Here is a 24,468-nt window from a genome sequence, read left to right on the forward strand (position 1 = left end):
TGTGAGTAAGTACCACTTTATGCAGCGATTGTTAGTATGTGTATGGCTTTGCTTAATTATTGCAATGAATTGAAATAATATGAAAAATTTTCAAAATTAATGAAAATCATACGAAAAAAATGCAAATTCGCTTTAGTATGGGCGGTGTAAAAATACATTGCAGTAGGATTGATGAATTTACACAGTGGGTTGATCGAATAATAATGAAAAAAATGATGTTAGTGACATGCTTATGTTGGATGAGTTCAAGCGCTTTTGCTTTGGATTTAATGCAAGCCTATCAGCGTGCTCAAAATAGCGATCCAACTTGGCGCGCACAACAATTACAATATCAGGCCGATCAATTGAATTTAGGGCTTGCGCAAGGCAATTTACTACCAACGGTGACTTTGTCAGGCAATATCACCCGCAAAAGTCAGGAAATGAGTCGAGTCAATATTGCCAGTTCCTCGCCAGAGCTTTTAAGCAGTTCATCTTCAACTTCACGTCAAGTCGCGTTAACAGCACGTCAGCCTTTATTTCGTTGGGATGCTTGGCAAGCCCTGAAACAAGTCAAAACCTCGTTAAGCCTGAGTGAAGTCACCTTACGTCTACAACAACAGCAACATATTTTGAATGTATCAGAAGCGTATTTTAACGTACTGCGACAACAGTCTTTAACTGCAGCATATTTACAAGAAGAACATGCTTTGTTCGAACAGCTCAATATGATGAATGCCAAACTGCGCGAGGGTTTGGTTGCGAAAAGTGAAGTTAGTGAAGCCAATGCACAGTATCAAAATGCACGGGCAAACCGGATTGCCACACATGTGCAGTTGGTTTTGGCACAAGAGCAGTTGGCACAATTGATTGGACCGTATCACGAAAGTTTGGCGGTTTTGCGTGATGACTTTCAATTTCAAAAACCTGTGCCTGAAAGTTTAGAGGCATGGTCACAATTGGCACAAACTCAAAATTTGGCCATTCAGCAGGCACGTTTACAGCGACAATATGCCGAAGATGCACGTCGAGTTGAGCAAGCAGCACGTTATCCGCAGGTAGAAGCTGTGGGCAGTTATGGTTATGCCAAGCAAAGCCCTGAAAGTATCATGTCGCCCGATGGTCAGTTCGATCAGGTCGGGATTGAAATGAACTGGAATGTGTTTAGCGGTGGGCGGGTCAATAAAAATGTGCAAAAGGCAGTGGTTTTGGTACAAAAGTCTGAAGCTGAATTAGATGCTGCGATTCGTAAAGCCAATACCGATGTGAAACAGGCGTATTTACAAGTCGAAACCGATCAAGCCAAATTGCAGGCGCGGCAAGCTGCAATGAATTCTGCAGATTTGGTGGCACGAGCATCCAAAGCGCAATATCAGGAAGGTTTAAAGACCATGGTAGATGTACTGTTGGCACAACGTAACGCCTTTTCTGCCAAACAGGATTATCTCAATGCGCAATATGATTATTTAAAGCATGTGCTACAGCTAAAAGCAGCAGTTGGGCAGTTGACCGAACAAGATATACAGGAAATGAATGCTTGGTTGATTCAGAAAGCCATATAGGGTCTGCTGACATTTCATAAATGGCTTGCGCTGTAGGCTAAAACTGAGCAGATCAGGCATGAAATGCAAGGAATAGCGAGACTGTTGCCAAGTTTCATAACGCAATCTGAGAAAGTTTTAGCCACATGAGCAAAAACAAAGCATTGCTTTGTTTGCTGCGCAAGGGGACAAGCATATTTTTGCTGCTATTGCGTTATGAGTCAGTCATTTAGAATGACTAAATTTCCTGTCCCATGCCTTATATCAGCTAAAAAATATGCGTTGTTGTAAACATAGACGAAGTGTCAACAGACCCAAGTCATTTTGTCATCTGAATGGCTTATGCTGTTTAAAGACGGAAACGATCAGACTTGAGAGTTTGGTGAGAAAATGTCATAAAAGCGTCATCATTGCTATGCTTTAATATTCAATTATTGCGTCAGTCTATCCTTTTGTTGTGGAGTGTATTCCTTGAGTACGAATAATCCTGTGTTAAGTCACCATATTTCTTCTCAGTTCAATGAAGATTTGCAGGATGTAAATACCAAATTTATGACCATGGGTGGTTTGGTAGAGCAGCAGGTTGCCAACTCGATTCATGCACTCTTGGATACCGATGCAGCTTTGGCGGTAGAAGTTCAGTTCCAAGATAATGCTGTCAACCGCATGGAAACCGAAATTGATGAAGCCTTAACATTAATTTTGGCGCGCCGTCATCCTGCCGCAATTGATTTGCGTATGGTGATTGCCATGTCTAAAGCCAATACTGACTTAGAGCGTATTGGTGATGAAGCTGCAAAAATTGCCCGTATTGCTCAAAACTTATGTGAAGAAGGCGGTTCACCACGTGGCTATATGGAAACACGTCATATTGGTAACCAGGTGCGTGTCATGATTCATGATGCACTGGACGCTTTTGCGCGTTTAGATGTCGATCAAGCACTACGTGTTTTACTTGCCGATGCTGATATTGACCGTGAATATCAATCTGCAACACGGACCCTGATGACCTATATGATTGAAGATCCACGTCATATTTCACGTGTGATTAATGTGATGTGGGTTTTGCGTTCATTAGAGCGTATTGGTGACCACGCACGAAATATTTCAGAACAAGTGATTTATATGGTGAAAGGTTTGGACGTACGTCATACCAGCGTCAAAGAAATTGAAGAAAAAGTACAGGAACGCTAAGTTTAGCTTTTTTGAATATTCAGCCTCATCGGATGATGGGGCTTTTTTTATGGCTTGAATGAGTCTTTTAGATTTTTTGCTGATCTTTAAGATTCTGAAACAGCCTGAATTTTGGATAAAAAAAATCTCAGACTTTGGGGGAAATCTGAGATTGAAATCGAGAATATTTATTATAGCGAGAGATCCTTGCTTATCTCCTTCAAAATAAGTATAGGAAAATCACACGCAAGAATCATGTGGGTTATTGTAGTGGAATGTAGCGTTTTATGTACAAATGTATTTTCAAATTACATTATTTTTTAGTGTGATTATTTTTAAAACTATTGTATTTAAAATCAATGCTTAATATATTTTTGAGTGTTTTGTTGTGACTGTATATTATACGTTTCAATCGAGAAATAAAAATAGGAAATCAGCTTAACTTTTTAAATCTATTTTCATTTATTTAAAACATTGTTGTTGTAATCTATAATCAAAAATGGAATAAAAAAAGAGCCTTCGTAAAGACTCTTTTAATGGTAATGCGAATAAGGTTTGAATTTTCTAAAATGAAAAACAGTACTTGGATTAGTTCTGAGGTTTTAAGCCTTCCGCGACTTCCAAGCTGGCATCATTGTTGAGAAACTTCTCACGTTGTTCTTCCAAAAACTTTTTCGCTTCAGGCTCAAACACATTTAAACGCTTTTCATTAATGAGCGTCGTTTGGTGTTTTAACCATTCCTGCCAAGCTTGTTTAGATACCGTTTCAAGCAATTCTTGACCTTTGGCACCCGGGAAAGGAGCGAAATCCATCGCTTCCATGTCGGTTTGATATTTACGACAAAATACTTGTTTAGACATCTCTCACTTCCTGATTATGCGTAAAGTTGATCAAGACGCGATTGGGCACGTTCAATTGCCGCTGCAACTTGTGCAGGCGCCGTACCACCAATATGATCACGTGCATTTACAGAGGCTTCAAGGGTCAATGCTTTTTCAAATACATCGGCTTGAATCAAATCTGAGAATTGCTGTAATTGTTCTAGGCTAAGCTCAGACAAATCTTTGCCTTCTTGTACGCCTAATGCTACGGCTTTACCTACAATTTCATGTGCATCGCGGAATGCCACGCCATTTTTTACCAAGTAATCTGCAAGGTCAGTTGCCGTAGAGAAACCACGTAATGCAGCTTCACGCATTTCTGCAATATTTGGCACTAAAGCAGGAATCATATCGGCAAATGCCATGAGCGAGCCGCGCACGGTATCAATTGCATCAAACAAAGGTTCTTTGTCTTCTTGGTTGTCTTTGTTGTAGGCAAGCGGTTGACCTTTCATCAGGGTCAATAGGCTCATTAAATCACCATACACACGACCTGTTTTACCACGCACCAATTCAGGCACGTCTGGGTTTTTCTTCTGCGGCATAATAGATGAGCCAGTGCAGAAACGGTCGGGAATATTCACAAATTTAAACTGTGCCGATGTCCACAAAATCAATTCTTCAGACATACGCGACAAGTGCATCATAATTAAAGATGCAGCGGCGTTAAACTCAATTCCGAAATCACGGTCAGATACGGCATCCAACGAGTTTTCAGATACAGCTTCAAAGCCCAATAATTCTGCGGTAAAAGCGCGGTCAATTGGATATGTGGTACCTGCTAAAGCAGCAGAACCTAACGGCATGCGATTAACACGCTTACGGCAGTCAATTAAACGCTCAGAGTCACGTACCAGCATTTCAAACCACGCCATAAGGTGATGACCAAAAGTCACAGGCTGTGCGGTTTGCAAGTGAGTGAAACCAGGCATAATGGTATGCGTATTTTTGGCTGCTAAGCTCAAAATGCCGTGTTGTAATTTTTTTAATAATTCTAAAATGGCATCAATTTCGTCACGGACATACAAACGAATATCGGTTGCTACTTGGTCGTTACGGCTACGACCTGTATGTAGTTTTTTACCTGTAATGCCTATACGCTGCGTAAGGCGCGATTCGATGTTCATGTGGACATCTTCAAGGTCAATACGCCATTCAAATTGACCTGCTTCAATTTCAGCCTGAATGGTATTTAAACCTTGAATAATATCGTCACGCTCTTCAGTTGTAAGTACGCCTACTTTGGCAAGCATCGTCGCATGCGCAATTGAGCCAGCAATATCTTGTTTATAAAAGCGTTGGTCAAATTGAACAGATGCTGTAAATTCAGCAACAAAAGCATCAGTCGCTTCAGAGAAACGACCGCCCCACATACCCGAAGTTTGGGCTTGTGACGGATTTGAGGAATTAGAAGATGTGGTCATATCGGCTCAATAAAGTAAAAAGCGGTGATTTGGACAAGAGTATAACAAATTCAGATTCACTTGCCGAAGAACAAGCCAATCAAACTTATGCTGATACGCAGGCAGAACAACATGAAATGTATTTTTTTACGAAAATAGGACGTTGGCAATATTTAATTGAATTATTTATTGGCAGTAATGCCTTGGCGATGGTCTTGGCATTGGCTGAAGCTCAAGGTTGGCACGGATTAAGTTTTGCTCGGGTGCTGCAATACGTACTCTACATCAATTGGGTGGTGTTATGTTTTGCGGCCTTAGTGGAGTTTTTTCAGGCGCGTTTTTTACGTATGGGGTTGAGTTTGTCTTTTGTGGTCAGTTTTTTGCTGCTGCAAGGCATCGTGTTGCTGACCACACTTAGCTTAAATACCTTATTGCATTTTGGGCAAAACTTTCATCTACAACAATTTGGTATAGATGATCTGTTACATGGGGTCGGACTACATTTGAGTTATGGCGTGCTATTGGGCGCATTTTGCTTTCGGTATATTTATGTACGTGAACAGGCAATTCAGCAACAGCACAGTGAATTGCAAGCGCGGGTACATGCCATGCAGGCGCGTATTCATCCACATTTTTTATTCAATAGCTTAAATAATGTGATTAGTCTCATTGCCATAGATCCCGATAAAGCCGAGCAAATGCTGCTCAATTTATCGCGTTTATTTCGTGCCAGTTTGCAAGAATTAAAACTGGTTAGCCTGAAAGATGAGATTGAACTTTGCCAGCGATATTTAGACATAGAGCAAATTCGTTTAGGCGAACGCCTGACCGTAGAATGGAAAATTGAACAACCGCAACTGCTCAGTCAGGTACAAATTCCCTTATTAACTTTACAACCCTTGTTAGAAAATAGTATTTTTCATGGAGTTGAAAAAGTTTTAGCAAAGAGTACGATAAGTATATTAATCGAAATATTGCAAAACCAAGTCAATATTGTCATTACAAATCCGTATGGCAGCGATAAAATAAATTTAAGACAAGGACACGGTATTGCGCTACAAAACGTGAAACAGCGTTTACAGGCTTATTATGGACGAAGTGTCGCTTTTCAAAGTTATGCAGGGAAAGGTATGTACACAACGGTGTTGCAATATCGCTATAAATAAAAAAACTTGTGATTGTTCAAATTTTTCTTAACTTGATAAAAATAAAGTATTCAAATCATAAGGAGGGGAAATGGACATCCTAATTTGTGATGATGAGCCTCTAGCAAGAGAGCGATTATCACGTTTGGTCACTCAATTGGGGCATCATGTAGTAGCAACGGCAGCTCATGGGCAACAGGCGATTGAACTGGCAGATGAACATCAGCCGGATGTCATATTATTAGATATTCAAATGCCGGGAATGGATGGTTTAAGTTGCGCTCAACATTTGCGTGAGCTTGACCCAACGCCAGCCATTGTGTTTTGTACCGCCTACGATAAACATGCACTTGAGGCATTTAAGTCCCATGCGGAAGGCTATTTGTTAAAACCTATTATGCAACAGGAATTGCAACAGGTTTTAGATCATTTAACAAAACTCACGCAAGCGCAGATGAGTCATTTAAAACAAAAAGAAAATATGGACGAATTAAAAATAAAACGTCACCAAATTGCTGCGAAAACCTATCGTGGTGTAGAGTTGGTGCCTCTAGAAAATATCTATTATTTTTTAGCCGATCAGAAATATGTCACGGTGCGTCATAAAAATGGCAGTGTCTTGATTGATGAAACGCTGAAAGATTTAGAAAGCGAATTTGGTGATCAATTTATTCGTATTCACCGAAATGCTTTGGTCTCGATTCAGTTTTTGGAGGGGCTAGAAGTGGTCAATTCAGGACAGTATCAGGTGCGTTGCCGCGAGTTAGATGAACGTTTGGCTGTTAGTCGACGACATTTACCTTTATTGCGAGAACGCATCCAAAAACTCTAATTGATCATTCTCATCGCAGATGAATACGCAACAGATTGATAAATCAGTAAAGAAATAGGCTTGCATTTTTAGGGGATCAGGTTAAGTTTAGATGAACTTATTTATCTTGCTTAGCCACTATGATGAAAACCCTGAAAATTGCCACTCGACAAAGCCCGCTTGCGTTATGGCAGGCTGAACACATTCGTGCCCGCTTAGAGGCGATGCATGCCGATTTAACTGTTGAGTTGGTGACTTTTGTCACACAGGGCGATAAAATTTTAGATACCCCACTGGCAAAAATTGGGGGGAAAGGCTTATTTGTCAAAGAATTAGAAGCTGCCTTAATGGATGGGCGTGCCGATTTAGCCGTACACTCCATGAAAGATGTACCCATGGCATTGCCTGAAGGTCTAAGCTTGGCGGTCATTTGTGAGCGAGAAGATCCGTTCGATGCCTTTGTATCGAACCATTATGCCAGTTTTACAGATTTACCTCAGGGCGCTAAAGTCGGAACCTCAAGCTTGCGCCGCAAATGTCAAATTTTAAAAGCACGTCCAGATTTAGAGATTATTGATTTACGTGGTAATGTCGGCACGCGCCTGTCTAAGCTAGATGATGGTCAGTATGACGCAATTATTTTAGCCAGTGCAGGATTAAAGCGTTTGGGCTTGGCAGAGCGTATTCGCCAGACCATTCAGCCTGATGTGAGCTTACCTGCAGTGGGGCAAGGGGCTTTGGGTCTTGAATGTCGTAGCCAAGATCAGGCGGTTTTGGATTTGATTTTGCCGTTAATGCATGCCGAAACTAATGTGTGTGTACGTGCCGAACGTGCTTTTAATGCTTATTTAGAAGGCGGTTGTCAGGTACCAATTGCAGGCTATGCAACTTTGCAGAATGGTCAATTGCAGATTGAAGGTCGTGTTGGTAGTGTCGATGGGCGAACCATTCTTAAAGCTGTGCAACATGGTGCACCTGAACAGGCTGAAATGCTAGGTGAAGAATTGGCAAAAGCTTTATTGGCACAAGGTGCGGGTGAATTACTGAAAGCCTTGTATCAATAGTCCATATTGCGCCAGAAGCCCATGCTATTCATTAATACCCGACCTCAAGATCGTGCAGAGGTCTTAACTCAGGCTTTGCAACAACAGCATATTGAGGTCATTGACTTGCCTTTGTTGCAGCTTTCTGCACAGCCGTGGTCAGAGCAACTGGCGAATTTATATGCCCAGTTGCCACACACACATATTATTGTGGTGGTCAGTCCTACTGCAGTCGATATTGGGATGCAATATTTAACCCAAAGCCAAATATCCTTGCAGGATTTGCAACATATACGTTGGGTGGCTGTGGGTGAGAAAACTGCAGAAGTTTTACGCGGATATGGTGTTTATAGCGAAGTCCCGCAGGTTGAAACCTCCGAAGGGATGCTGAGTTTGCCGTGTTTGCAAAATTTAAAAGTGGGCACACAAATTGCTTTTTGGCGTGGTGAGGGCGGTCGGCAATTTATGATGCAAACGCTGCTTGATCAGGGGATGCAGATCCATAATTTTGTGTTGTATAGACGGGAGTGTCCTGCCAGTTCTATTGAAAAAATGCAGGCAGTACGCGCACGTTTAATACAATCTTCAGAATTTATCATGATGATTAGCAGTGAAGCCAGTTGGTTAAACTGGCTGAGCTTGATTCGGCAGGATTTCGATTTACTGAACAGAGGTCATTATTGGGTATTGGGTGATCGTTTAGAGAAAATTTTACTCGATTATCAAATGCAGCATCATGCAAAATATAAAGTATTGAAGTTGACCCATTTAAAAACAGAATTAATATTGCAGCACATGATGCGCATGCAAGGAAAGCTATGAAAAAACTGGTTGTGATCGTGATGTTGATTGCGTTGATTTGGATCGTTAAATTAAGTTTTGATGTGATGCAAGTTTCGACGCAACAACAGCAACTCAGTCAAAGTTTGCATTTAGTAGAAAAAAATATTGCCAATTTAAATGATCAACTGGTGGCTTTACAGCGACGTAATTATACACAAGGTGCAGCAGAACAGCCCGCAGTATCCAGTGCAGTGCCGCAAGTAGATGCTATTCAGCCAATGGAGATGGTGGCGCAGCAATTAGACTTGGTGGAATTTTCTTTACAGCAACAGCAATTTCACTATGCAACCGAAATGCTGGCAAATATAGACCGTGAGTTAAACGAATATGCTTTAGCGCTAGCTTTGAAACAAAGTTTGCACCAAGTTATTCAGCAAGATCAGAGACAAATTCAAAAATTTATAACAACACGCGATGTGCAATATCAACAAATGAGTCAGTTGTTACAACAGTTAGATCAACACATAAAACAGCAAGTTCAACAACCTGAGCTGAACCCTGCGGATGTCGATGATCGTTATTTTTGGCAAAAATGGCTGAGTATTGAATCGGCCAAGCAACCTGCGACACAGTTGATGCAGCGCCAGATTATTTTAAAAGAGGCACAATTGCGTCTATTGCTGGCTCGACAAGTATTTATGCAAGGTCAATATGTGCAATATCAACAAGAAGTGAATGACATTATTCAGTTATTACAACAATTACCTGATCAGAAAGTACAGCAATTGGTTCAGCAATTAGAAAAAATTAAAAACTTAAATATCGTTCCAACGCCAAGTTTAAAAACGCGTGCTTTATTGGGAGCGGTATAAATGAAACAGATTTTACTCGCCTATGTAGTGGTCAGTATTCTACTGATAGCTTTGCTGAGTGTACTGAGTTATGGGTATGGTTCAGGCTATGTTTATGTGTATTGGCGTGAATGGCAATTGCAAACCAATATTTGGTTGTTGTTGTTTTTTTTCTTGTCGATCAGTGTTTCGCTACAAATTTTATGGTTGTTGTTAAAACGCTATTTTAGCCGTGAGCAGCGTAAGGTTGAAACCGTATTTAACTTTAAAAATCTGCATCCTTATGAGCAATTGGGGGTCATTTGGTTGTTAGATGCTGCTGAAAATCAACACCAGTTTATTCGACAGGTATTTGCCCAGTCAGGCTTCCTCAAAGGGGTGATAGAAGCACGTATGTATTCCATTCAACAGCAATATCCGCAAGCGTTGACTGCATTAAATCAAAGTAGTGCCATGGCGTTTGAATTGGCAGAAATACAGCGTATTGAAATTTATTTAGCGCAGCAGCAACCTGAACAAGCTTTGACACATTTAGAGTTTCTGAATCAGCATGAATTATCGCCGTGGTTATTTAAAGTCAAAACAGCTTATCAAAAGCGTTTAGTTGCTTTGTGGGGTGAGTTTGCCACGCAATATCCTTGGCATTATTTGCGTTCGACCAAATACGGGCATTTAGATGCAGACACCAAACAAAAGTGGCTAACTCAGTTATTAACACAATTTGAGCAGACCGATGCAGAAAATTTACAGGCCTTGCAACAGCGTTATAGTGACTTAGGGGAGCAGATTTTCAGTCAGCCTTATGCCACTCAGGTGTTGTGGTTGAAGTTGTTATCGCGTCTGCCTGATTTAGCTGCACAACATGAACGTCTTGCGGTACATATGTTGAGTGAACAGTTTAATCAGGAAGTGTTTTATTTATGGTTCCAACATCAGTTGTTAAAACAGCAACCTGATTATGCAAAAATTGAACAGCAAATAAATTTGTGGGAACAGAAATATCCTGTATTACCTGTATTTAGTTTTGCTAAATGGCATATTTTTACGGCAACAGCACGTTATTCAGAAGCCGAACAATTACTGGATTTATATCCTGAACACGTATTAATGAGTTATTTAAGAGTTAAATCTAACTTAAAAGATCAGCCTGAATTATTAAAACAGTTAAATTTAATCTTTGAAAATAATTCTAATTTTGTCGAAATTAAAATTTAAAGGTGAGTAGTGTTAACATTAGCAGATTATCCAATTGTTTTTGAGCAGCGTGTCGCATGGGGAGATATGGATGCTTTTGGGCATGTCAATAATGTGATTTATTACCGTTATATTGAAAATGCGCGTTTGTATTATTTGGACCATTTAAAAATTTTACAGCAAGATGTTTTGACTGTAATTGCCTCAAATCAGTGCAAATATATACGTCCCGTGGTTTATCCTGATATTTTAAAAATTGGTGTTCGGGTAGAAGAGTTGCGTAATAGTGCCATGCGTATGCATTATTTAATTTATAGTGAAGCACAGCAAATGGTGGTGGCAGAGGCAGAGGCAGTGATTGTATGTGTGGATTGCGTCAATATGCAAAAAACCTTAATCCCTGAAAATCTACGCGCGGGTATTCATAAAATAGAAAAAACTGTATAGCATATTCTTGATTAAATCTTAATAATCAGTTCATAATATGTCCGACTGTTATTTATATGTAGAGTAGTAGGTTTTTTATTGACGCTTGGGTTTGATAAAAATAAAATGAATCTGCTTAATTTAATAACTGAATATAAAAAGCATAGTTTTTGGAGTAAGTATGATGCCTGATATTAGCAATTTGTCTGTAGAACAGTTAAAGCATTTACAAGCGGAAGCGGAAGCATTAATTGCAACAAAAAAAGATCAAGCGATTGAAGATGCCTATAATCAAATTTTAGCGATTGCAGACAATTTGGGTTTAAGCATTGAGCAGATTTTGGAAGTTGGCGAAAGCAAGCGTAAGAAAAGCCCACGTAAAACTGTAGCGCCACGTTATCGTAGCAAAACCAATCCTACAGATACTTGGACGGGTCGTGGAAAAAAACCACGCTGGTTAGTCGCTGAAATAGAAAAAGGCGCAAAACTTGAAGATTTTCTAATCTAAGCTTCATCAATTTGTCATTGACTTGACTTAGAGTTCAAAAACCAAGCAATACAGCTTGGTTTTTTTATCGGTATGAATTGGCGACGCCGAAAAAGTGTGCATAATGTGTGAGTGTTATAAAAGTCATTCATAGAAAAATTAGTAAGGTTGGTCGTGGTGGCATGATAAAGAAACCCAAATACATCACGTGGTGGATTTTCGCCCTCATTGCATTTTTGTTTTTTGTGTTATTACAAATTCCAGCAGCGTGGTTGATTTCAAAATTTTATAAAAATAATCAGACCTTACATAATGTGAGTGGTAATATTTGGAAAGGACAAGCCGATTGGCATAAAGGACAGTTACGTGGCTCTTTAAGTTGGAATACACGTCCTTTAGATTTAGTTTTATTACGTGTCGCTGCCGATGTTGAAGTGCATAGTGGCAATACTAAACTCGAAGGCATTGTTGGCTATCGTTTTGGTAGCGTCTTGGTGCAATCTTTGGATGGGCAAGTTGCGCCAGAAACCTTAAAAAGTATTGTGGACTGGCAGTGGCCAAGTAATGCGATTCAACTCAAAGATATTCATTTGAATTTTAAAAAACAACAAGGTTTTACCAAAGCCAAAGGACAGTTGCAGTGGGCGGGTGGCGAATTGCTGTATCGTTTTGCTCAGCGCCAAGACCGTATGAATATTCCTGCGTTAAAAGGCAGTTTGTCTGATGAAAATGGCAAACTGTTATTTGATATTCGCGATCAACGTGAACAAAAAATGCTGAATATTGCGCTTGATCAAAGCTTGATGTTAGATGTACAACTTACGCAACGCTTATTGATGAATATAGCCTCTTATGAGGGTAAAGCGGGCTTAGATACCTATGTAATCAGTACTCGCCAACCTCTATTTAAAGGAGGTTTCTAATGCGTACACTCTCTGAACGATTAGGGAATTTGCACTGGAAGCAGTTTGATCGTGCTGCGCCTGTACTTTTAACTTTTTTGATTTTGTACCTGTGTTGGAAACTGGCGAGTTTATTTTGGTGGGTTGTTGCGCCACCCCAAGTCATGCAAATGGATCGGGTGGAGTTAGGTTCACAGCAACCACAAATCCCGAATATTTCATCCTTTGCATTGTTTCAAGAACTTGGGCGTAGCAACACTGCCGATGATCAATTAAACATGACCTTGCAAGGTGTGGTGGTTGGGCAACCGAGTCAGTTTTCTTCTGCGGTCATTAAAGTGAATGACGTGGCAGAGCGCTACCGTGTTGGCGATGTGATTGATTCGAGTCAGTACCAATTGGCAGAAGTTTATTGGGATCGGGTGGTTTTACGTCATAGCAGTGGCGCGACGCGTGAAGTATTGTTTAAGGGTATTGAAAATGGTTTAAATCAACCCATTGCACCTTTAATTTCAAGCGGTAACCAAGCTCCTGCAACTGCGCCTACCCAGTCCGTACAACCGAATAACGCCATTGGACAAGCAGTGCAGCGTATACAGGAAGATCGCGAACAATATTTAAAAGAGATGGGTGTTGAGGCAAATACGGGCAATGGTTATGAAGTGACCACACGTACGCCAGCCGCTTTAAGAAATAAACTGGGTTTACAGCCAGGTGACCGTATTTTGTCTTTAAATGGACAAAACGTCGGGCAAGGGCAAAACGATGCACAATTGCTTGAACAAGCGCGTCGTGAAGGTCAGGTGAAATTAGAAATAAAACGTGGTGATCAGGTGATGACCATACAACAAAATTTTTAAATGAATCGGCATCGTAACTACATGCAGAGGCATATTTAGGGTTAGGAAACACAGTAGATTATGGCTTTATTGAATCATGAGCGTCCATTTTGGGCATTACTGGCTGCTGCACCGCTTGTTGCAATGGTGAGTACTGCAAGTCATGCGCAAACCTGGAAAATTAATTTACGTGATGCGGACTTAACTGCATTTATTAATGAAGTGGCAGATATTACGGGCAAGAATTTTGCAGTCGATCCGCGTGTGCGTGGCAATGTCACGGTGATTTCCAACAAAGCCCTGAATAAAAATGAAGTCTATGACCTATTTCTAGGGGTGTTGAATGTGAATGGTGTGGTGGCTATCCCATCAGGAAATACCATTCGCCTTGTACCTGACAGCAATGTTAAAAGCTCAGGCATTCCTTATGACAGTCGTCAAAATGCGCGTGGTGATCAAATTGTAACGCGAGTGATATGGCTGGAAAATACCAATGCCAATGACCTGATTCCTGCCTTACGTCCGCTCATGCCACAATTTGCACATTTATCAGCGGTAGGGGGCACCAATGCTTTAATCGTGTCAGATCGTGCCAGTAACATTTATCAGTTAGAAAGCATTATCCGTAACCTAGATGGTACGGGGCAGAATGATATTGAGGCGATTAGCCTGCAATCCAGTCAGGCCGAAGAAGTGATTGGCTTGCTTGAGTCGATGAGTTCGACAGGGGCAGCGAAAGATATTAAAGGTTCGCGTGTACGCATTGTGGCAGACAATCGTACCAATCGTATTATTATCAAAGGCGACACCGCAACACGTAAACGCATTCGTCAAATGATTGAAATGATGGATGTGCCTGCCGCAGACCGTTTGGGTGGTTTAAAGGTTTTTCGTTTGAAGTATGCCAGTGCGCAGAATTTAGCAGAAATATTGCAAGGTCTGGTTTCAGGGCAGGCGGTGAGCAGCAGCACTAATGCTAATAGCAACAGTAGCAACAGCAGTTCTAGTAATTTAAGCAGCAACAATAACACCACAGGTAATTCATCGACCATTTCTACCCCAAGTATTAATTTAGGTGGCAGCTCGAATAGCAATAATCAGAACAACATCACGAGTTTTAATAGCAATGGTGTCAGTATTATTGCCGATGGCTCGCAAAATGCTTTGGTGGTCAAAGCCGATCCGCAGTTAATGCGTGAAATTGAATCGGCGATTCAGCAGCTAGATACCCGTCGTCAACAAGTTTTGATTGAAGCTGCAATTATAGAAGTAGAGGGCACCGATGCCGACCAATTGGGGGTTCAGTGGGCATTGGGTGATTTAAGCAGCGGCATTGGTCTAATTAACTTTGACAATATTGGTGCAAGTTTAAAAAATGTTGCTGCAGGCTATTTGACTGGTGGTGCAGCAGGTGCAGGCAGTGCGATTGGTGCAGGCACATCTTTGGTTTTGGGGGATTATCGTGAAGGTCGTGATGGTTCCCGTAAACTGTATGGTGCGATGATTCAGGCCTTGAAGGAAAAAACCAAATCCAATTTGTTGTCTACCCCTTCTATTGTGACTATGGATAATGAAGAAGCCTATATTGTGGTGGGTGAGAACGTTCCTTTTGTGACAGGTTCATTATCCACCAATGGTGGTGTGGCAAATCCGTATACCACCATTGAACGTAAAGATGTCGGGGTGACTTTAAAAGTGGTGCCACATATTGGTGAGGGTGGAACACTACGCTTGGAAGTCGAACAAGAAGTGTCGGATGTCAAAGCCAATAAAGGTCAGGCGCAGGATTTAGTCACCAGCAAACGCGCCATTAAAACTTCTATTTTGGCTGAACATGGGCAAACCATTGTCTTGGGTGGCTTGATTTCTGATAACTCGATTTATAGTCGTCAAGCTGTGCCAGGTTTGGGGGCTATTCCAGGCTTAGGGCGTTTATTCCGCTCCGATGGTCAATCTAATCAAAAACGTAATTTGTTAATTTTTATTCACCCAACGATTGTGGGGGATAGTCAGGACATCCGCCGTATTTCGCAGCAGCGTTATAGTCAATTGTACAGCCTTCAATTGGCGATGGATACCGATGGTAGCTTTGCCAAATTGCCTGAAAATGTTAGCGATGTCTATCAGCAGCGTTTGCCTGTCTCTCGAGTTGCACCGCAAGCAGGAACTTATCAAACCCTGCCGTCAGCAGTGCCTGCAAACCGTACAGCAACGGTGGTGAGCACTCCTGTTGCGATTGAGCCTGCGGTGCAGCGCCAAAACGTAGTTTTGCCACAGCAGGAAGTCAGCAAAACCAAAAATACAGTTACCACGACCACAATTCGTGCTACACCTTAATCGTATCCTGCGCAGATTGTGGTTGAGGGCGTGTTATGATGTCTTCAAATCACACGAGAGAAGTTATTTATGACTTGGAAAATACAAGCAATTAGCGGTGAATTTACTGGCCAAGAAATTAGTATCGACCGTGATATGTTGGTGGGGCGCCATCAAAGTGCAGATTTGGTGCTGCAATCGGCAGAAATTTCACGTAAACATGCGGCTTTTTTACTCAAAGAACAAGCGCTGTATGTGCAAGATTTAAATTCTTCGAACGGCTCTTTTGTTAATGATTTGCGTATTGCCGATGAAACCTTACTTAAAGAAGGTGATATCGTTCAATTTGCTAGCTTAAAGTTTTCAGTACTTGCGCCTGCGATTGAATTGGAGCATGCAGCTGATGTTGCTGAAACTGCAGATAAAGTCACAGCGCAAACAGAAAAAACACCCGCACAGCAAATGAATGAGCAGGGAATGCCTGAGTTGAATCAACGTGACAGTTCTGTGCAATTAAACCGAGATGGTATGCCGCAAGGTGTGGCTGTGCCGAAACCAGCGCCTATTCCAGAAGGTGTAGATATTCATGCAGCTCCAGCAGAGCCAACACCTGTGCCTGTCGAGCAGCCTGTTTCTCGTGTGGAACAAGAGAAAGAACAGCAAAAAAATGCCTCTGTTGGCTTGATTTCACTGATTGTCTTGGTGATTTTGGCAGTTTTGGCTTGGCTATTGTTTAAATAAGTAGCCTTTGCTTTACAATCAAGGCATGCTATCGCATGCCTTTGTTCATTTAGGGGGAGAGAATGTCTATTGCTCAGCTAGATACGCGTCAAGTCATTTTATTTGATTTAGATGGCACCTTGGTCGATTCTGCGACAGATTTATACCGCGCCATGAATATGAGTTTAAATGCGCTGCAACTGCCTTTGGTAACACTGGAACAAGTCCGAACTTGGGTGGGTAAGGGAACTGCGGTATTTTGCAATAGTGTTTTATCGCACTTAATGGGCGAAGTTCATCCTGAACAGCAACAACAGCTACTGAATACCTTCTTAGAAATTTATAATGCCGATCCGTGTATCGACACACAACCCTTCCCGGGCATTATTGAATTTTTGGACTGGGCAAAAGCACAACAAAAAACCTTAGTTTGTGTGACCAATAAACCTGAACAACCAGCTCGTGCCATTGTTGAAGCATTAGATATGCAACACTATTTTGCTGATGTGATTGGTGGAGATCGCTTTGAGGAACGTAAACCACATCCACGTCAATTGCTACATTGTGTCGAACATTATCAAGTGGAGAAGTGTCAAGTCTTGATGATTGGTGATTCTTCTAATGATGTTGAAGCCGCGCGTCGAGCGGGGATTGATTGTATTGTAGTCAGCTACGGCTATAATCATGGTGAACCGATTGCCAATTGTCAGCCGCAACAAATCGTGGATAATTTAACTGAACTGTTAAATATTTAAGATTTAAAAATCAAATAATTTCACGCAAATTGCTATAGCTATAAAGGATATCAATATGAGTCAGGCTGTAATGCCCGTATTTCGATGGCGACGCTAGTCAATCTACAACCGTCCTTCACTTCGTCTTATCGAAAACATTGCTACATCGAAATATAGAGAGCTTCACATGACCACTCAGACTCAATTTGAACAACTTAAAGCAGCAGGCTATAACCTCATTCCAGTATATCGCCAGCGTTTGGCTGATACCGAAACCCCATTGTCGGTATTTGCGCGTTTGAAGCAGCATCAACAAGCTTATTTGTTTGAGTCTGTAGAAGGGGGTGAAAACTGGGCACGTTATTCAATTATTGGTTTGGGTGAATCTACAGTTTTCTCTTGCAATGGGGGTGAACTCACCATCCAGCATGCCGACAGTTCAATTGAAAAACAAACTTGTGCGCAGCCGTTTCAGTATATCCGCGATTTTCAGGCCCAGTTTAAAGTGCCTACGCAAACCGACTTGCCTGAATTGCCAAGTTTTACAGGCGGTTTGGTTGGCTATTTGGGTTACGATGCAGTACGTTATATCGAACCGCGTTTAAAAAACGTGCCTGCAACAGATCCTGTCGGTTTGCCTGATATTTGGATGATGTTGTCTAAAACGGTTATCGTGTTTGATAACTTAAAAGATACTTTGTTCTTAATTGTACATGCCGATGCAATGCAGGCAGATGCTTATGACAAGGCGCAGCAGCAACTCGATGTACTAGAAGAAATTTTAGCAACCCCGATTAGTCTAAAAGCAGAAAAACATACGCCACCACATTTTGACTCGCTCACAGGCAAAGAAAAGTTCTTGGCGACCATTGATGTCGTCAAGGAATACATTCGTGCGGGCGATGTCATGCAAGTGGTGCCTGGACATCGTATGGTGTCAGATTTCGATGGTGAGCCGTTGCAGGTTTATCGTGCTTTACGTCATCTAAACCCATCGCCGTACTTATTCTTGGTGCAAGGCAAAACTTTGGGTGATGACCAACCGTTTCATATTGTTGGTTCATCACCTGAAATTTTATCGCGTTTGGAAAACGGTATTGCCACTGTGCGTCCTTTAGCGGGTACACGCCCGCGAGGTAAAACTAAAGAAGAAGATTTGGCACTTGAGCAAGACTTATTATCGGATGAGAAAGAAATTGCTGAACATTTGATGCTGATTGACTTAGGACGTAATGATGTCGGACGTATCGCCAAGATTGGTAAAGTACAAGTAACTGATCAAATGGTGATCGAGCGTTATTCGCATGTCATGCATATTGTTTCAAACGTGCAAGGTGAGGTACGCGATGATGTTGATGCTTTGGATGTTTTTCAGGCAACTTTCCCTGCAGGGACGCTTTCGGGTGCACCAAAAATTCGTGCCATGGAAATTATTGATGAAGTAGAGCCTGTAAAACGCGGTGTTTTTGGTGGCGCTGTCGGCTATTTAGGTTGGCATGGTGAAATGGATATGTCGATTGCGATTCGTACCTGTGTTATACGTCACAATAAGGTCTATGTTCAGGCAGGTGCAGGTCTAGTTGCAGATTCAAACCCTGAATCTGAATGGAATGAAACCCTGATAAAAGCTCGCGCAGTGATCAAAGCGGTTGAATTATCATCAAATGGGTTGATTTTATGAGTTTTTAGCGTTTTTTTTAAAAAAAACACTTGCACGGATTTCAAGTTTTGCTAAACTGCACACCGTTCCGATACGAAACGTACGAAACACTAAGAAACGCCGGCATAGCTCAGTTGGTAGAGCAACTGACTTGTAATCAGTAGGTCCACAGTTCGAATCCGTGTGCCGGCACCATCTTAGAGAGTTTGTGTCGTTGAGTAAAGAACGAACACTGAGTAAGTGTGAAAATGGTGGGATTCCCGAGCGGTCAAAGGGAGCAGACTGTAACTCTGCCGCGTAAGCTTCGAAGGTTCGAATCCTTCTCCCACCACCATTAACTTCGATAGAAGTGGTAATTACCAACATAGATGCGGGAGTAGCTCAGTTGGTAGAGCGGCAGCCTTCCAAGCTGCATGTCGCGAGTTCGATCCTCGTCTCCCGCTCCATCGAAGGATTTATCGCTCTTATAGCTCAGTGGTAGAGCACTCCCTTGGTAAGGGAGAGGTCTCGAGTTCAAATCTCGATAAGAGCTCCAGATACAGTTTAGCGATTATTCGCACAAGATTTTCTAAAAAAGCAGGCTTATTAGTCTGCTTTTCAAGTATTAGGTGTCTAGTTTTTTAGGCGATATGTCGGGGCAGAGTTTTACTCAGCATTGTGTTCGACGTAAACGAGGAAGATGAACATGGCTAAGGCTAAGTTTGAACGTAATAAGCCACACGTTAACGTGGGCACAATCGGTCACGTTGACCATGGTAAAACAACTTTAACAGCTGCGATTGCAACTGTATGTGCACGTAAATTCGGTGGTGAAGCGAAAGACTACGCGGCAATCGACTCTGCACCAGAAGAAAAAGCACGTGGTATTACAATTAATACTTCACACGTAGAATACGACTCTCCAACTCGTCACTACGCGCACGTAGACTGCCCGGGCCACGCCGATTATGTTAAAAACATGATTACTGGTGCTGCTCAGATGGACGGCGCGATCCTTGTATGTTCAGCGACTGACGGTCCAATGCCACAAACTCGTGAACACATCCTCCTTTCTCGTCAGGTAGGTGTACCTTACATCATCGTATTCTTAAACAAATGCGATATCGTAGACGACGAAGAGTTAATCGAATTAGTTGAAATGGAAGTTCGTGAGCTTCTTTCTACTTACGACTTCCCAGGCGACGACACTCCAGTAATCCGTGGTTCAGCACTTGCTGCACTTAACGGTGAATCAGGTCAATATGGCGAAGATGCTGTAGTTGCTCTTGTTGAAGCGCTTGATACTTACATCCCAGAGCCAGTACGTGCAATCGATCAAGCATTCTTAATGCCAATCGAAGACGTATTCTCTATTTCTGGTCGTGGTACAGTAGTAACTGGCCGTGTAGAAACTGGTATCGTGAAAGTAGGCGAAGAAGTTGAAATCGTTGGTATTAAAGACACAGTTAAAACAACTGTAACTGGCGTAGAAATGTTCCGTAAACTTCTAGACGAAGGTCGTGCGGGCGAGAACTGTGGTGTTCTTTTACGTGGTACTAAGCGTGAAGACGTACAACGTGGTCAAGTACTTGCTAAGCCAGGTACAATCAAGCCACACACTAAATTCGATGCGGAAGTATACGTACTTTCTAAAGAAGAAGGTGGTCGTCACACTCCATTCCTTAACGGTTACCGTCCACAATTCTATTTCCGTACAACTGACGTAACTGGTGCAATACAGTTGAAAGAAGGCGTTGAAATGGTAATGCCAGGTGACAACGTTGAAATGTCTGTAGAATTAATCCACCCAATCGCAATGGACGCTGGTTTACGCTTCGCGATCCGTGAAGGTGGTCGTACTGTAGGTGCGGGTGTTGTTGCTAAAGTAACAGCATAATTATAGAATGTGTTGAACAGGTCGAGAGCTTTGGCTCTCGTTCTGTTTTGTAGGTCAGTAGTTCAATTGGTAGAGCGTCGGTCTCCAAAACCGAATGTTGGGGGTTCGAGTCCCTCCTGGCCTGCCACTTTTTTTAAAAAAGCTTGATGTCGGCTAATCTAGTCATATAATAAGTCGCGAATTCTACGACGAGTACAAAAATGTCGAATGATAAATCGCGTGACGCATTAAGCGACGCGCCAATCCCTCAAAGAAATAATTCTGCTGAAGTTGTTCAATCGAGTTCTCCATTAGACTATGTGTTATGGGGTATCGCTTTGATTTTATTCATCGCTTCGATGATGGTGAATCAGCATCTTCCTGCATATTGGGCACCAGCCAATGATATTTGGGTGCGTGTTGGGGTAATTTTGGCTTGTATCGTTGTGGCTTTAGGTTTATTATACGCCACCCATCAAGGCAAAGGCTTTGTTCGTTTGCTTAAAGATTCACGCATTGAATTGCGTCGAGTCACTTGGCCTACTAAACAGGAAACTGTAACAACGTCATGGCATGTGTTGATTGTTGTTGTAGTCACTTCAATTGTATTGTGGTGTTTTGACTATTTGTTAGGCTGGGCAATCAAGTTAATTATCGGGTAAAAGAGCTATGAAACGTTGGTACATTATTCATGCCTACTCAGGTTATGAAAAACAAGTGATGCGTTCGCTTAATGATCGAATCCAGCGTAGCGCTGTTGCCGATAGCTTTGGTGAAGTCCTTGTTCCTACCGAAGAAGTGGTAGAGATGAAGGATGGTAAGAAACGTAAGTCAGAGCGTAAGTTCTTTCCAGGCTATGTATTGGTTGAAATGGAAATGAACGATGAAACTTGGCACATTGTTAAAGAATGTCCAAAAGTTTTAGGTTTTATTGGTGGTACAGCAGAAAAGCCTGCCCCAATTACGCAAAAAGAAGCTGATGCGATTCTTGCACGTGTACGCAATACTGGTGAAGCACCTCGTCCGAAGACGATGTTTGAGCCAGGCGAAGAATTACTTGTGATTGATGGTCCATTCACCGACTTTAAAGGCGTGGTGGAAGAAGTTCAATACGAGAAGTCACGTTTAACGTTGACAATTAATGTATTTAATCGACCTACTCAGGTTGAGCTGGAATTTCGTCAAGTCGAAAAATCAGTTTAAGTTTGAGTGGTTGGAAAACGCCCGATTTATGATGAATCGGGCATTGTTGTTGTAACGGTATCGTTACTTAAAATATTGGGGAGCCTAGCGGCGTTTGTACCCAGAGGTAATTTGAAATGGCTAAGAAGATTGACGGCTATATCAAGCTGCAAGTTCCAGCTGGTAAAGCGAATCCATCTCCACCGATTGGTCCTGCATTAGGTCAACGTGGTGTTAACATCATGGCATTCTGTAAAGAATTCAATGCTGCAACACAAAAAGTTGAACCAGGTTTGCCAATTCCTGTAGTGATCACTGTGTACAACGACAAGTCGTTCACATTCATCATGAAAACTCCTCCTGCTGCAATTCTTCTTAAGAAAGCTGCAGGCATTCAAAAGGGTTCAGCTGTGCCTAACAAAAACAAAGTTGGTAAGTTGACTCGTGCTCAATTAGAAGAAATTGCGACTACTAAAGAACCAGATTTAACTGGTGCTGATTTAGAAGCACGTGTGCGTACCATTGCTGGTTCTGCACGTTCTATGGGCTTGGATGTGGAGCTATAAGACATGGCAAAGTTAACTAAACGTCAAAAAGCCATTGCTGCTGCTGTAGAAGCAAACAAAGTTTACACTTTGGAAGAAGCAGTTGAAGTTCTAAACAACCTTCCTGCTGCTAAATTCAAAGAATCTTTGGATGTTGCGGTAAACCTGGGTGTTGATCCACGTAAATCTGATCAGGTTGTTCGTGGTGCGACTACACTTCCTGCAGGTACTGGTAAAACTGTACGTGTAGCTGTTTTCGCTCAAGGTGCTGCTGCAGAAGCTGCTAAAGCTGAAGGCGCAGACGTAGTTGGTTTCGATGACTTAGCTGAAAGCATTCAAGCGGGTAACCTTGACTTTGACGTTGTGATTGCAGCTCCGGATGCAATGCGCGTTGTAGGTAAGTTGGGTACGATTCTTGGTCCACGTGGCTTAATGCCAAACCCTAAAGTGGGTACTGTAACTCCTGACGTTGCGACTGCAGTTAAAAATGCAAAAGCAGGTCAAGCGCGTTACCGTGTAGACAAAGCAGGTATTATCCACGCTGCGATTGGTCAAGTTGGCTTTACTGCTGAAGCGGTTCGTTCAAACGTTGAAACCTTAGTTGCTGACTTGAAAAAGTTAAAACCTGCAACTTCTAAAGGTGTATACATCAAAAAGATCACTTTGAGCTCTACTATGGGTCCTGGTCTTATCATTGATGTACAAAACGTTTCTAACTAAGTCTGACTTAGAAAGAATTTTAAAGTCCTGAAAAGTCTCCTTCTCCCTCTGGGAGAAGGTCGGGATGAGGGTTAACCCTCTCCCTAACCCTCTCCTAGCAGGAGAGGGGGACATTCAGGCGGACTTTGAATTGGTAAATGAGAATTTATCAGCGTCAAAGACCTCAGGCGAGAGTAGTTTTATACTGCTTTCTTAATATCCCAGCCTGGGTAGACGCGGTGGTGTGATTTATTCCTCCTCCGCGTGTAAGTTCAGCAATGAATTTACGAATTGGGAGTGTGCTTCATGTAAGCACATAAATCACCGTTAGGAGGTTTTACAATGGCTCTTCTTATCGAAGACAAAAAACAGATCGTAGCAGAAGTAAACGAAGTTGCTTCTAAAGCGTTCTCAGCTGTTGTTGCTGACTATCAGGGTATGAGCGTTGAGCAATTAACGGCTCTACGTGTTGAAGCGCGTAAATTAGGTGTTACTACACGTGTTGTACGTAATACTCTGGCAAAACGTGCTCTTCAAGATACGCAATTCACGATCTTGAACGACAACCTTGTTGGCCCAACAATTTTAGCTTTCTCAACTTCTGAAGACGACATGGGTGCGGCTGCACGCTTGTTCGAAGAATTCGCTAAAACAAACAAAGCATTTGAACTTAAAGCTGCTGCATTTGACGGCAAACTTTATCAAGGTGCTGAAGTTAGCGTAATTGCGAATCTTCCGAACCAAGAAAAAGCGCTTACTATGCTTGCAAACGTTCTTCAAGCTCCTATTTCGAAATTGGGTCGCCTTATTACTGCGCTCAAAGAGAAAAACGAGTCAGAAGCTGCATAAGCTTAAATTTATTTCCACACCATTCAATTTCCATTTGGAGTTATTCTCATGGCTTTAACTAACGAAGAAATCTTAAACGCAGTTGCTGAAAAAACTGTTCTTGAACTTGTTGAACTTATCTCTGCTTTTGAAGAGAAATTCAATGTATCAGCTGCTGCTGTTGCTGTTGCTGCTGCTCCTGGCGCTGGCGCTGCTGCTGCAGAAGAGCAATCTGAATTCAACGTTGAGTTGACTTCTTTCGGTGCGAACAAAGTTGCTGTAATTAAAGCAGTTCGTGAAGCTACTGGCCTTGGTCTTAAAGAAGCTAAAGACATCGTTGAAGGCGCTCCTTCAGTGATCAAAGAAGCTGTTTCTAAAGAAGAAGGTGAAGAGCTTAAGAAGAAACTTGAAGAAGCTGGTGCTACAGTTACTCTTAAGTAATTTCTTAAGGGGAGTCGATTTTTTATAAT

The 24,468-nt window shown here is 41.9% G+C and carries 25 protein-coding genes and 5 tRNA genes; 28 read left to right on the forward strand and 2 right to left on the reverse strand.

What is annotated here, in order from left to right; genetic code table 11:
* Positions 1–203: 203 nt before the first annotated feature.
* Positions 204–1,541, forward strand: coding sequence for a TolC family outer membrane protein (locus LZP46_RS01440; protein WP_236094448.1), 1,338 nt, complete (start codon positions 204–206; stop codon positions 1,539–1,541).
* A 450-nt stretch (positions 1,542–1,991) separates the two neighbouring features.
* Entirely contained in the window at positions 1,992–2,714 is a 723-nt protein-coding gene (phoU, locus tag LZP46_RS01445; RefSeq protein ID WP_019838121.1) for a phosphate signaling complex protein PhoU, read from the forward strand.
* 567 nt (positions 2,715–3,281) lie between these two features.
* Here phoU and LZP46_RS01450 read toward each other — a convergent pair.
* Both LZP46_RS01450 and argH read right to left on the reverse strand, forming a co-directional pair.
* The gene (locus LZP46_RS01450; RefSeq protein ID WP_004975738.1) at positions 3,282–3,554 is read right to left on the reverse strand and encodes an oxidative damage protection protein; all 273 of its coding nucleotides are present in this window, start codon (positions 3,552–3,554) and stop codon (positions 3,282–3,284) included.
* A gap of 14 nt (positions 3,555–3,568) precedes the next feature.
* On the reverse strand, positions 3,569–4,999 hold the full coding sequence (gene argH, locus LZP46_RS01455; protein WP_236094449.1) for an argininosuccinate lyase: 1,431 nt from the start codon (positions 4,997–4,999) through the stop codon (positions 3,569–3,571).
* On the opposite strand from argH, the gene LZP46_RS01460 reads away from it, so the two are divergent.
* The 26 genes from LZP46_RS01460 (at position 4,990) to rplL (ending at position 24,439) form a co-directional block, all read left to right on the forward strand.
* On the forward strand, positions 4,990–6,144 hold the full coding sequence (locus tag LZP46_RS01460; RefSeq protein ID WP_236094450.1) for a sensor histidine kinase: 1,155 nt from the start codon (positions 4,990–4,992) through the stop codon (positions 6,142–6,144). The two genes, argH and LZP46_RS01460, sit on opposite strands and share 10 nt — an antisense overlap.
* Positions 6,145–6,214: 70 nt before the next feature.
* Positions 6,215–6,955 carry a LytR/AlgR family response regulator transcription factor gene (locus LZP46_RS01465; protein ID WP_236094451.1) on the forward strand — a complete coding sequence of 247 codons (741 nt, stop codon included), beginning with the start codon at positions 6,215–6,217 and terminating at the stop codon, positions 6,953–6,955.
* Positions 6,956–7,077: 122 nt separating this feature from the next.
* Entirely contained in the window at positions 7,078–7,998 is a 921-nt protein-coding gene (gene hemC / locus LZP46_RS01470; protein ID WP_236094452.1) for a hydroxymethylbilane synthase, read from the forward strand.
* Positions 7,999–8,019: 21 nt separating this feature from the next.
* Positions 8,020–8,799: a uroporphyrinogen-III synthase gene (locus tag LZP46_RS01475; protein ID WP_236094453.1), complete on the forward strand. Its 780-nt coding sequence runs from the start codon at positions 8,020–8,022 to the stop codon at positions 8,797–8,799.
* Entirely contained in the window at positions 8,796–9,632 is an 837-nt protein-coding gene (locus LZP46_RS01480; RefSeq protein WP_236094454.1) for a hypothetical protein, read from the forward strand. Before LZP46_RS01475 ends, LZP46_RS01480 begins: the two co-directional genes overlap by 4 nt.
* Positions 9,633–10,826 carry a heme biosynthesis protein HemY gene (locus LZP46_RS01485; protein WP_236094455.1) on the forward strand — a complete coding sequence of 398 codons (1,194 nt, stop codon included), beginning with the start codon at positions 9,633–9,635 and terminating at the stop codon, positions 10,824–10,826.
* A 9-nt stretch (positions 10,827–10,835) separates the two neighbouring features.
* Complete coding sequence (locus LZP46_RS01490; RefSeq protein ID WP_236094456.1) at positions 10,836–11,252, forward strand: acyl-CoA thioesterase; 417 nt, start codon at positions 10,836–10,838, stop codon at positions 11,250–11,252.
* 160 nt (positions 11,253–11,412) lie between these two features.
* Positions 11,413–11,739 carry an H-NS histone family protein gene (locus tag LZP46_RS01495; protein WP_236094457.1) on the forward strand — a complete coding sequence of 109 codons (327 nt, stop codon included), beginning with the start codon at positions 11,413–11,415 and terminating at the stop codon, positions 11,737–11,739.
* Positions 11,740–11,900: 161 nt separating this feature from the next.
* The gene (gspN, locus tag LZP46_RS01500) at positions 11,901–12,641 is read left to right on the forward strand and encodes a type II secretion system protein N (protein ID WP_179997326.1); all 741 of its coding nucleotides are present in this window, start codon (positions 11,901–11,903) and stop codon (positions 12,639–12,641) included.
* On the forward strand, positions 12,641–13,480 hold the full coding sequence (locus LZP46_RS01505) for a type II secretion system protein N (RefSeq protein WP_236094458.1): 840 nt from the start codon (positions 12,641–12,643) through the stop codon (positions 13,478–13,480). Before gspN ends, LZP46_RS01505 begins: the two co-directional genes overlap by 1 nt.
* A gap of 60 nt (positions 13,481–13,540) precedes the next feature.
* A complete protein-coding gene (gene gspD, locus LZP46_RS01510; RefSeq protein WP_236094459.1) occupies positions 13,541–15,796 on the forward strand; it encodes a type II secretion system secretin GspD in 2,256 nt (751 codons plus the stop codon).
* Between the two features lie 69 nt (positions 15,797–15,865).
* Positions 15,866–16,516, forward strand: a complete 651-nt coding sequence (locus tag LZP46_RS01515) for an FHA domain-containing protein (RefSeq protein WP_236094460.1) — start codon at positions 15,866–15,868, stop codon at positions 16,514–16,516.
* A gap of 62 nt (positions 16,517–16,578) precedes the next feature.
* Positions 16,579–17,250 carry a phosphoglycolate phosphatase gene (locus tag LZP46_RS01520; RefSeq protein ID WP_236094461.1) on the forward strand — a complete coding sequence of 224 codons (672 nt, stop codon included), beginning with the start codon at positions 16,579–16,581 and terminating at the stop codon, positions 17,248–17,250.
* A gap of 166 nt (positions 17,251–17,416) precedes the next feature.
* Positions 17,417–18,910, forward strand: a complete 1,494-nt coding sequence (gene trpE, locus LZP46_RS01525) for an anthranilate synthase component I (RefSeq protein ID WP_236094462.1) — start codon at positions 17,417–17,419, stop codon at positions 18,908–18,910.
* Positions 18,911–19,008: 98 nt separating this feature from the next.
* A tRNA-Thr gene (locus LZP46_RS01530) sits at positions 19,009–19,084 on the forward strand.
* A gap of 55 nt (positions 19,085–19,139) precedes the next feature.
* A tRNA-Tyr gene (locus tag LZP46_RS01535) sits at positions 19,140–19,223 on the forward strand.
* A gap of 36 nt (positions 19,224–19,259) precedes the next feature.
* Positions 19,260–19,335 (forward strand) — tRNA-Gly (locus tag LZP46_RS01540).
* 14 nt (positions 19,336–19,349) lie between these two features.
* Positions 19,350–19,424, forward strand: a tRNA-Thr gene (locus tag LZP46_RS01545).
* 150 nt (positions 19,425–19,574) lie between these two features.
* Positions 19,575–20,765, forward strand: a complete 1,191-nt coding sequence (gene tuf, locus LZP46_RS01550; RefSeq protein ID WP_236094463.1) for an elongation factor Tu — start codon at positions 19,575–19,577, stop codon at positions 20,763–20,765.
* Positions 20,766–20,816: 51 nt separating this feature from the next.
* Positions 20,817–20,892 (forward strand) — tRNA-Trp (locus LZP46_RS01555).
* A gap of 73 nt (positions 20,893–20,965) precedes the next feature.
* Positions 20,966–21,406: a preprotein translocase subunit SecE gene (gene secE / locus LZP46_RS01560; RefSeq protein ID WP_004975769.1), complete on the forward strand. Its 441-nt coding sequence runs from the start codon at positions 20,966–20,968 to the stop codon at positions 21,404–21,406.
* A gap of 7 nt (positions 21,407–21,413) precedes the next feature.
* Entirely contained in the window at positions 21,414–21,947 is a 534-nt protein-coding gene (gene nusG, locus LZP46_RS01565; protein WP_004975770.1) for a transcription termination/antitermination protein NusG, read from the forward strand.
* A gap of 116 nt (positions 21,948–22,063) precedes the next feature.
* Complete coding sequence (rplK, locus tag LZP46_RS01570; RefSeq protein ID WP_004975771.1) at positions 22,064–22,492, forward strand: 50S ribosomal protein L11; 429 nt, start codon at positions 22,064–22,066, stop codon at positions 22,490–22,492.
* A gap of 3 nt (positions 22,493–22,495) precedes the next feature.
* On the forward strand, positions 22,496–23,191 hold the full coding sequence (rplA, locus tag LZP46_RS01575) for a 50S ribosomal protein L1 (protein ID WP_236094464.1): 696 nt from the start codon (positions 22,496–22,498) through the stop codon (positions 23,189–23,191).
* Between the two features lie 321 nt (positions 23,192–23,512).
* Positions 23,513–24,019, forward strand: coding sequence for a 50S ribosomal protein L10 (gene rplJ / locus LZP46_RS01580; protein ID WP_236094465.1), 507 nt, complete (start codon positions 23,513–23,515; stop codon positions 24,017–24,019).
* Between the two features lie 48 nt (positions 24,020–24,067).
* Positions 24,068–24,439 carry a 50S ribosomal protein L7/L12 gene (gene rplL / locus LZP46_RS01585; protein WP_004975779.1) on the forward strand — a complete coding sequence of 124 codons (372 nt, stop codon included), beginning with the start codon at positions 24,068–24,070 and terminating at the stop codon, positions 24,437–24,439.
* The last annotated feature ends 29 nt before the right edge of the window (positions 24,440–24,468 follow it).

The sequence above is a fragment of the Acinetobacter sp. SCLZS86 genome (genome assembly GCF_021560715.1).
GTDB classification, from domain to species: domain Bacteria; phylum Pseudomonadota; class Gammaproteobacteria; order Pseudomonadales; family Moraxellaceae; genus Acinetobacter; species Acinetobacter towneri_A.

Coding starts and splice junctions, on each gene's coding strand:
- LZP46_RS01440 (WP_236094448.1), top strand. CDS start 204: ATGAAAAAAATGATGTTAGTGACATGCTTATGTTGGATGAGTTCAAGC.
- LZP46_RS01450 (WP_004975738.1), bottom strand. CDS start 3,554: ATGTCTAAACAAGTATTTTGTCGTAAATATCAAACCGACATGGAAGCG.
- LZP46_RS01460 (WP_236094450.1), top strand. CDS start 4,990: ATGTGGTCATATCGGCTCAATAAAGTAAAAAGCGGTGATTTGGACAAG.
- argH (WP_236094449.1), bottom strand. CDS start 4,999: ATGACCACATCTTCTAATTCCTCAAATCCGTCACAAGCCCAAACTTCG.
- LZP46_RS01465 (WP_236094451.1), top strand. CDS start 6,215: ATGGACATCCTAATTTGTGATGATGAGCCTCTAGCAAGAGAGCGATTA.
- hemC (WP_236094452.1), top strand. CDS start 7,078: ATGAAAACCCTGAAAATTGCCACTCGACAAAGCCCGCTTGCGTTATGG.
- LZP46_RS01475 (WP_236094453.1), top strand. CDS start 8,020: ATGCTATTCATTAATACCCGACCTCAAGATCGTGCAGAGGTCTTAACT.
- LZP46_RS01480 (WP_236094454.1), top strand. CDS start 8,796: ATGAAAAAACTGGTTGTGATCGTGATGTTGATTGCGTTGATTTGGATC.
- LZP46_RS01485 (WP_236094455.1), top strand. CDS start 9,633: ATGAAACAGATTTTACTCGCCTATGTAGTGGTCAGTATTCTACTGATA.
- LZP46_RS01495 (WP_236094457.1), top strand. CDS start 11,413: ATGATGCCTGATATTAGCAATTTGTCTGTAGAACAGTTAAAGCATTTA.
- gspN (WP_179997326.1), top strand. CDS start 11,901: ATGATAAAGAAACCCAAATACATCACGTGGTGGATTTTCGCCCTCATT.
- LZP46_RS01505 (WP_236094458.1), top strand. CDS start 12,641: ATGCGTACACTCTCTGAACGATTAGGGAATTTGCACTGGAAGCAGTTT.
- gspD (WP_236094459.1), top strand. CDS start 13,541: ATGGCTTTATTGAATCATGAGCGTCCATTTTGGGCATTACTGGCTGCT.
- LZP46_RS01515 (WP_236094460.1), top strand. CDS start 15,866: ATGACTTGGAAAATACAAGCAATTAGCGGTGAATTTACTGGCCAAGAA.
- LZP46_RS01520 (WP_236094461.1), top strand. CDS start 16,579: ATGTCTATTGCTCAGCTAGATACGCGTCAAGTCATTTTATTTGATTTA.
- trpE (WP_236094462.1), top strand. CDS start 17,417: ATGACCACTCAGACTCAATTTGAACAACTTAAAGCAGCAGGCTATAAC.
- tuf (WP_236094463.1), top strand. CDS start 19,575: ATGGCTAAGGCTAAGTTTGAACGTAATAAGCCACACGTTAACGTGGGC.
- secE (WP_004975769.1), top strand. CDS start 20,966: ATGTCGAATGATAAATCGCGTGACGCATTAAGCGACGCGCCAATCCCT.
- nusG (WP_004975770.1), top strand. CDS start 21,414: ATGAAACGTTGGTACATTATTCATGCCTACTCAGGTTATGAAAAACAA.
- rplK (WP_004975771.1), top strand. CDS start 22,064: ATGGCTAAGAAGATTGACGGCTATATCAAGCTGCAAGTTCCAGCTGGT.
- rplA (WP_236094464.1), top strand. CDS start 22,496: ATGGCAAAGTTAACTAAACGTCAAAAAGCCATTGCTGCTGCTGTAGAA.
- rplJ (WP_236094465.1), top strand. CDS start 23,513: ATGGCTCTTCTTATCGAAGACAAAAAACAGATCGTAGCAGAAGTAAAC.
- rplL (WP_004975779.1), top strand. CDS start 24,068: ATGGCTTTAACTAACGAAGAAATCTTAAACGCAGTTGCTGAAAAAACT.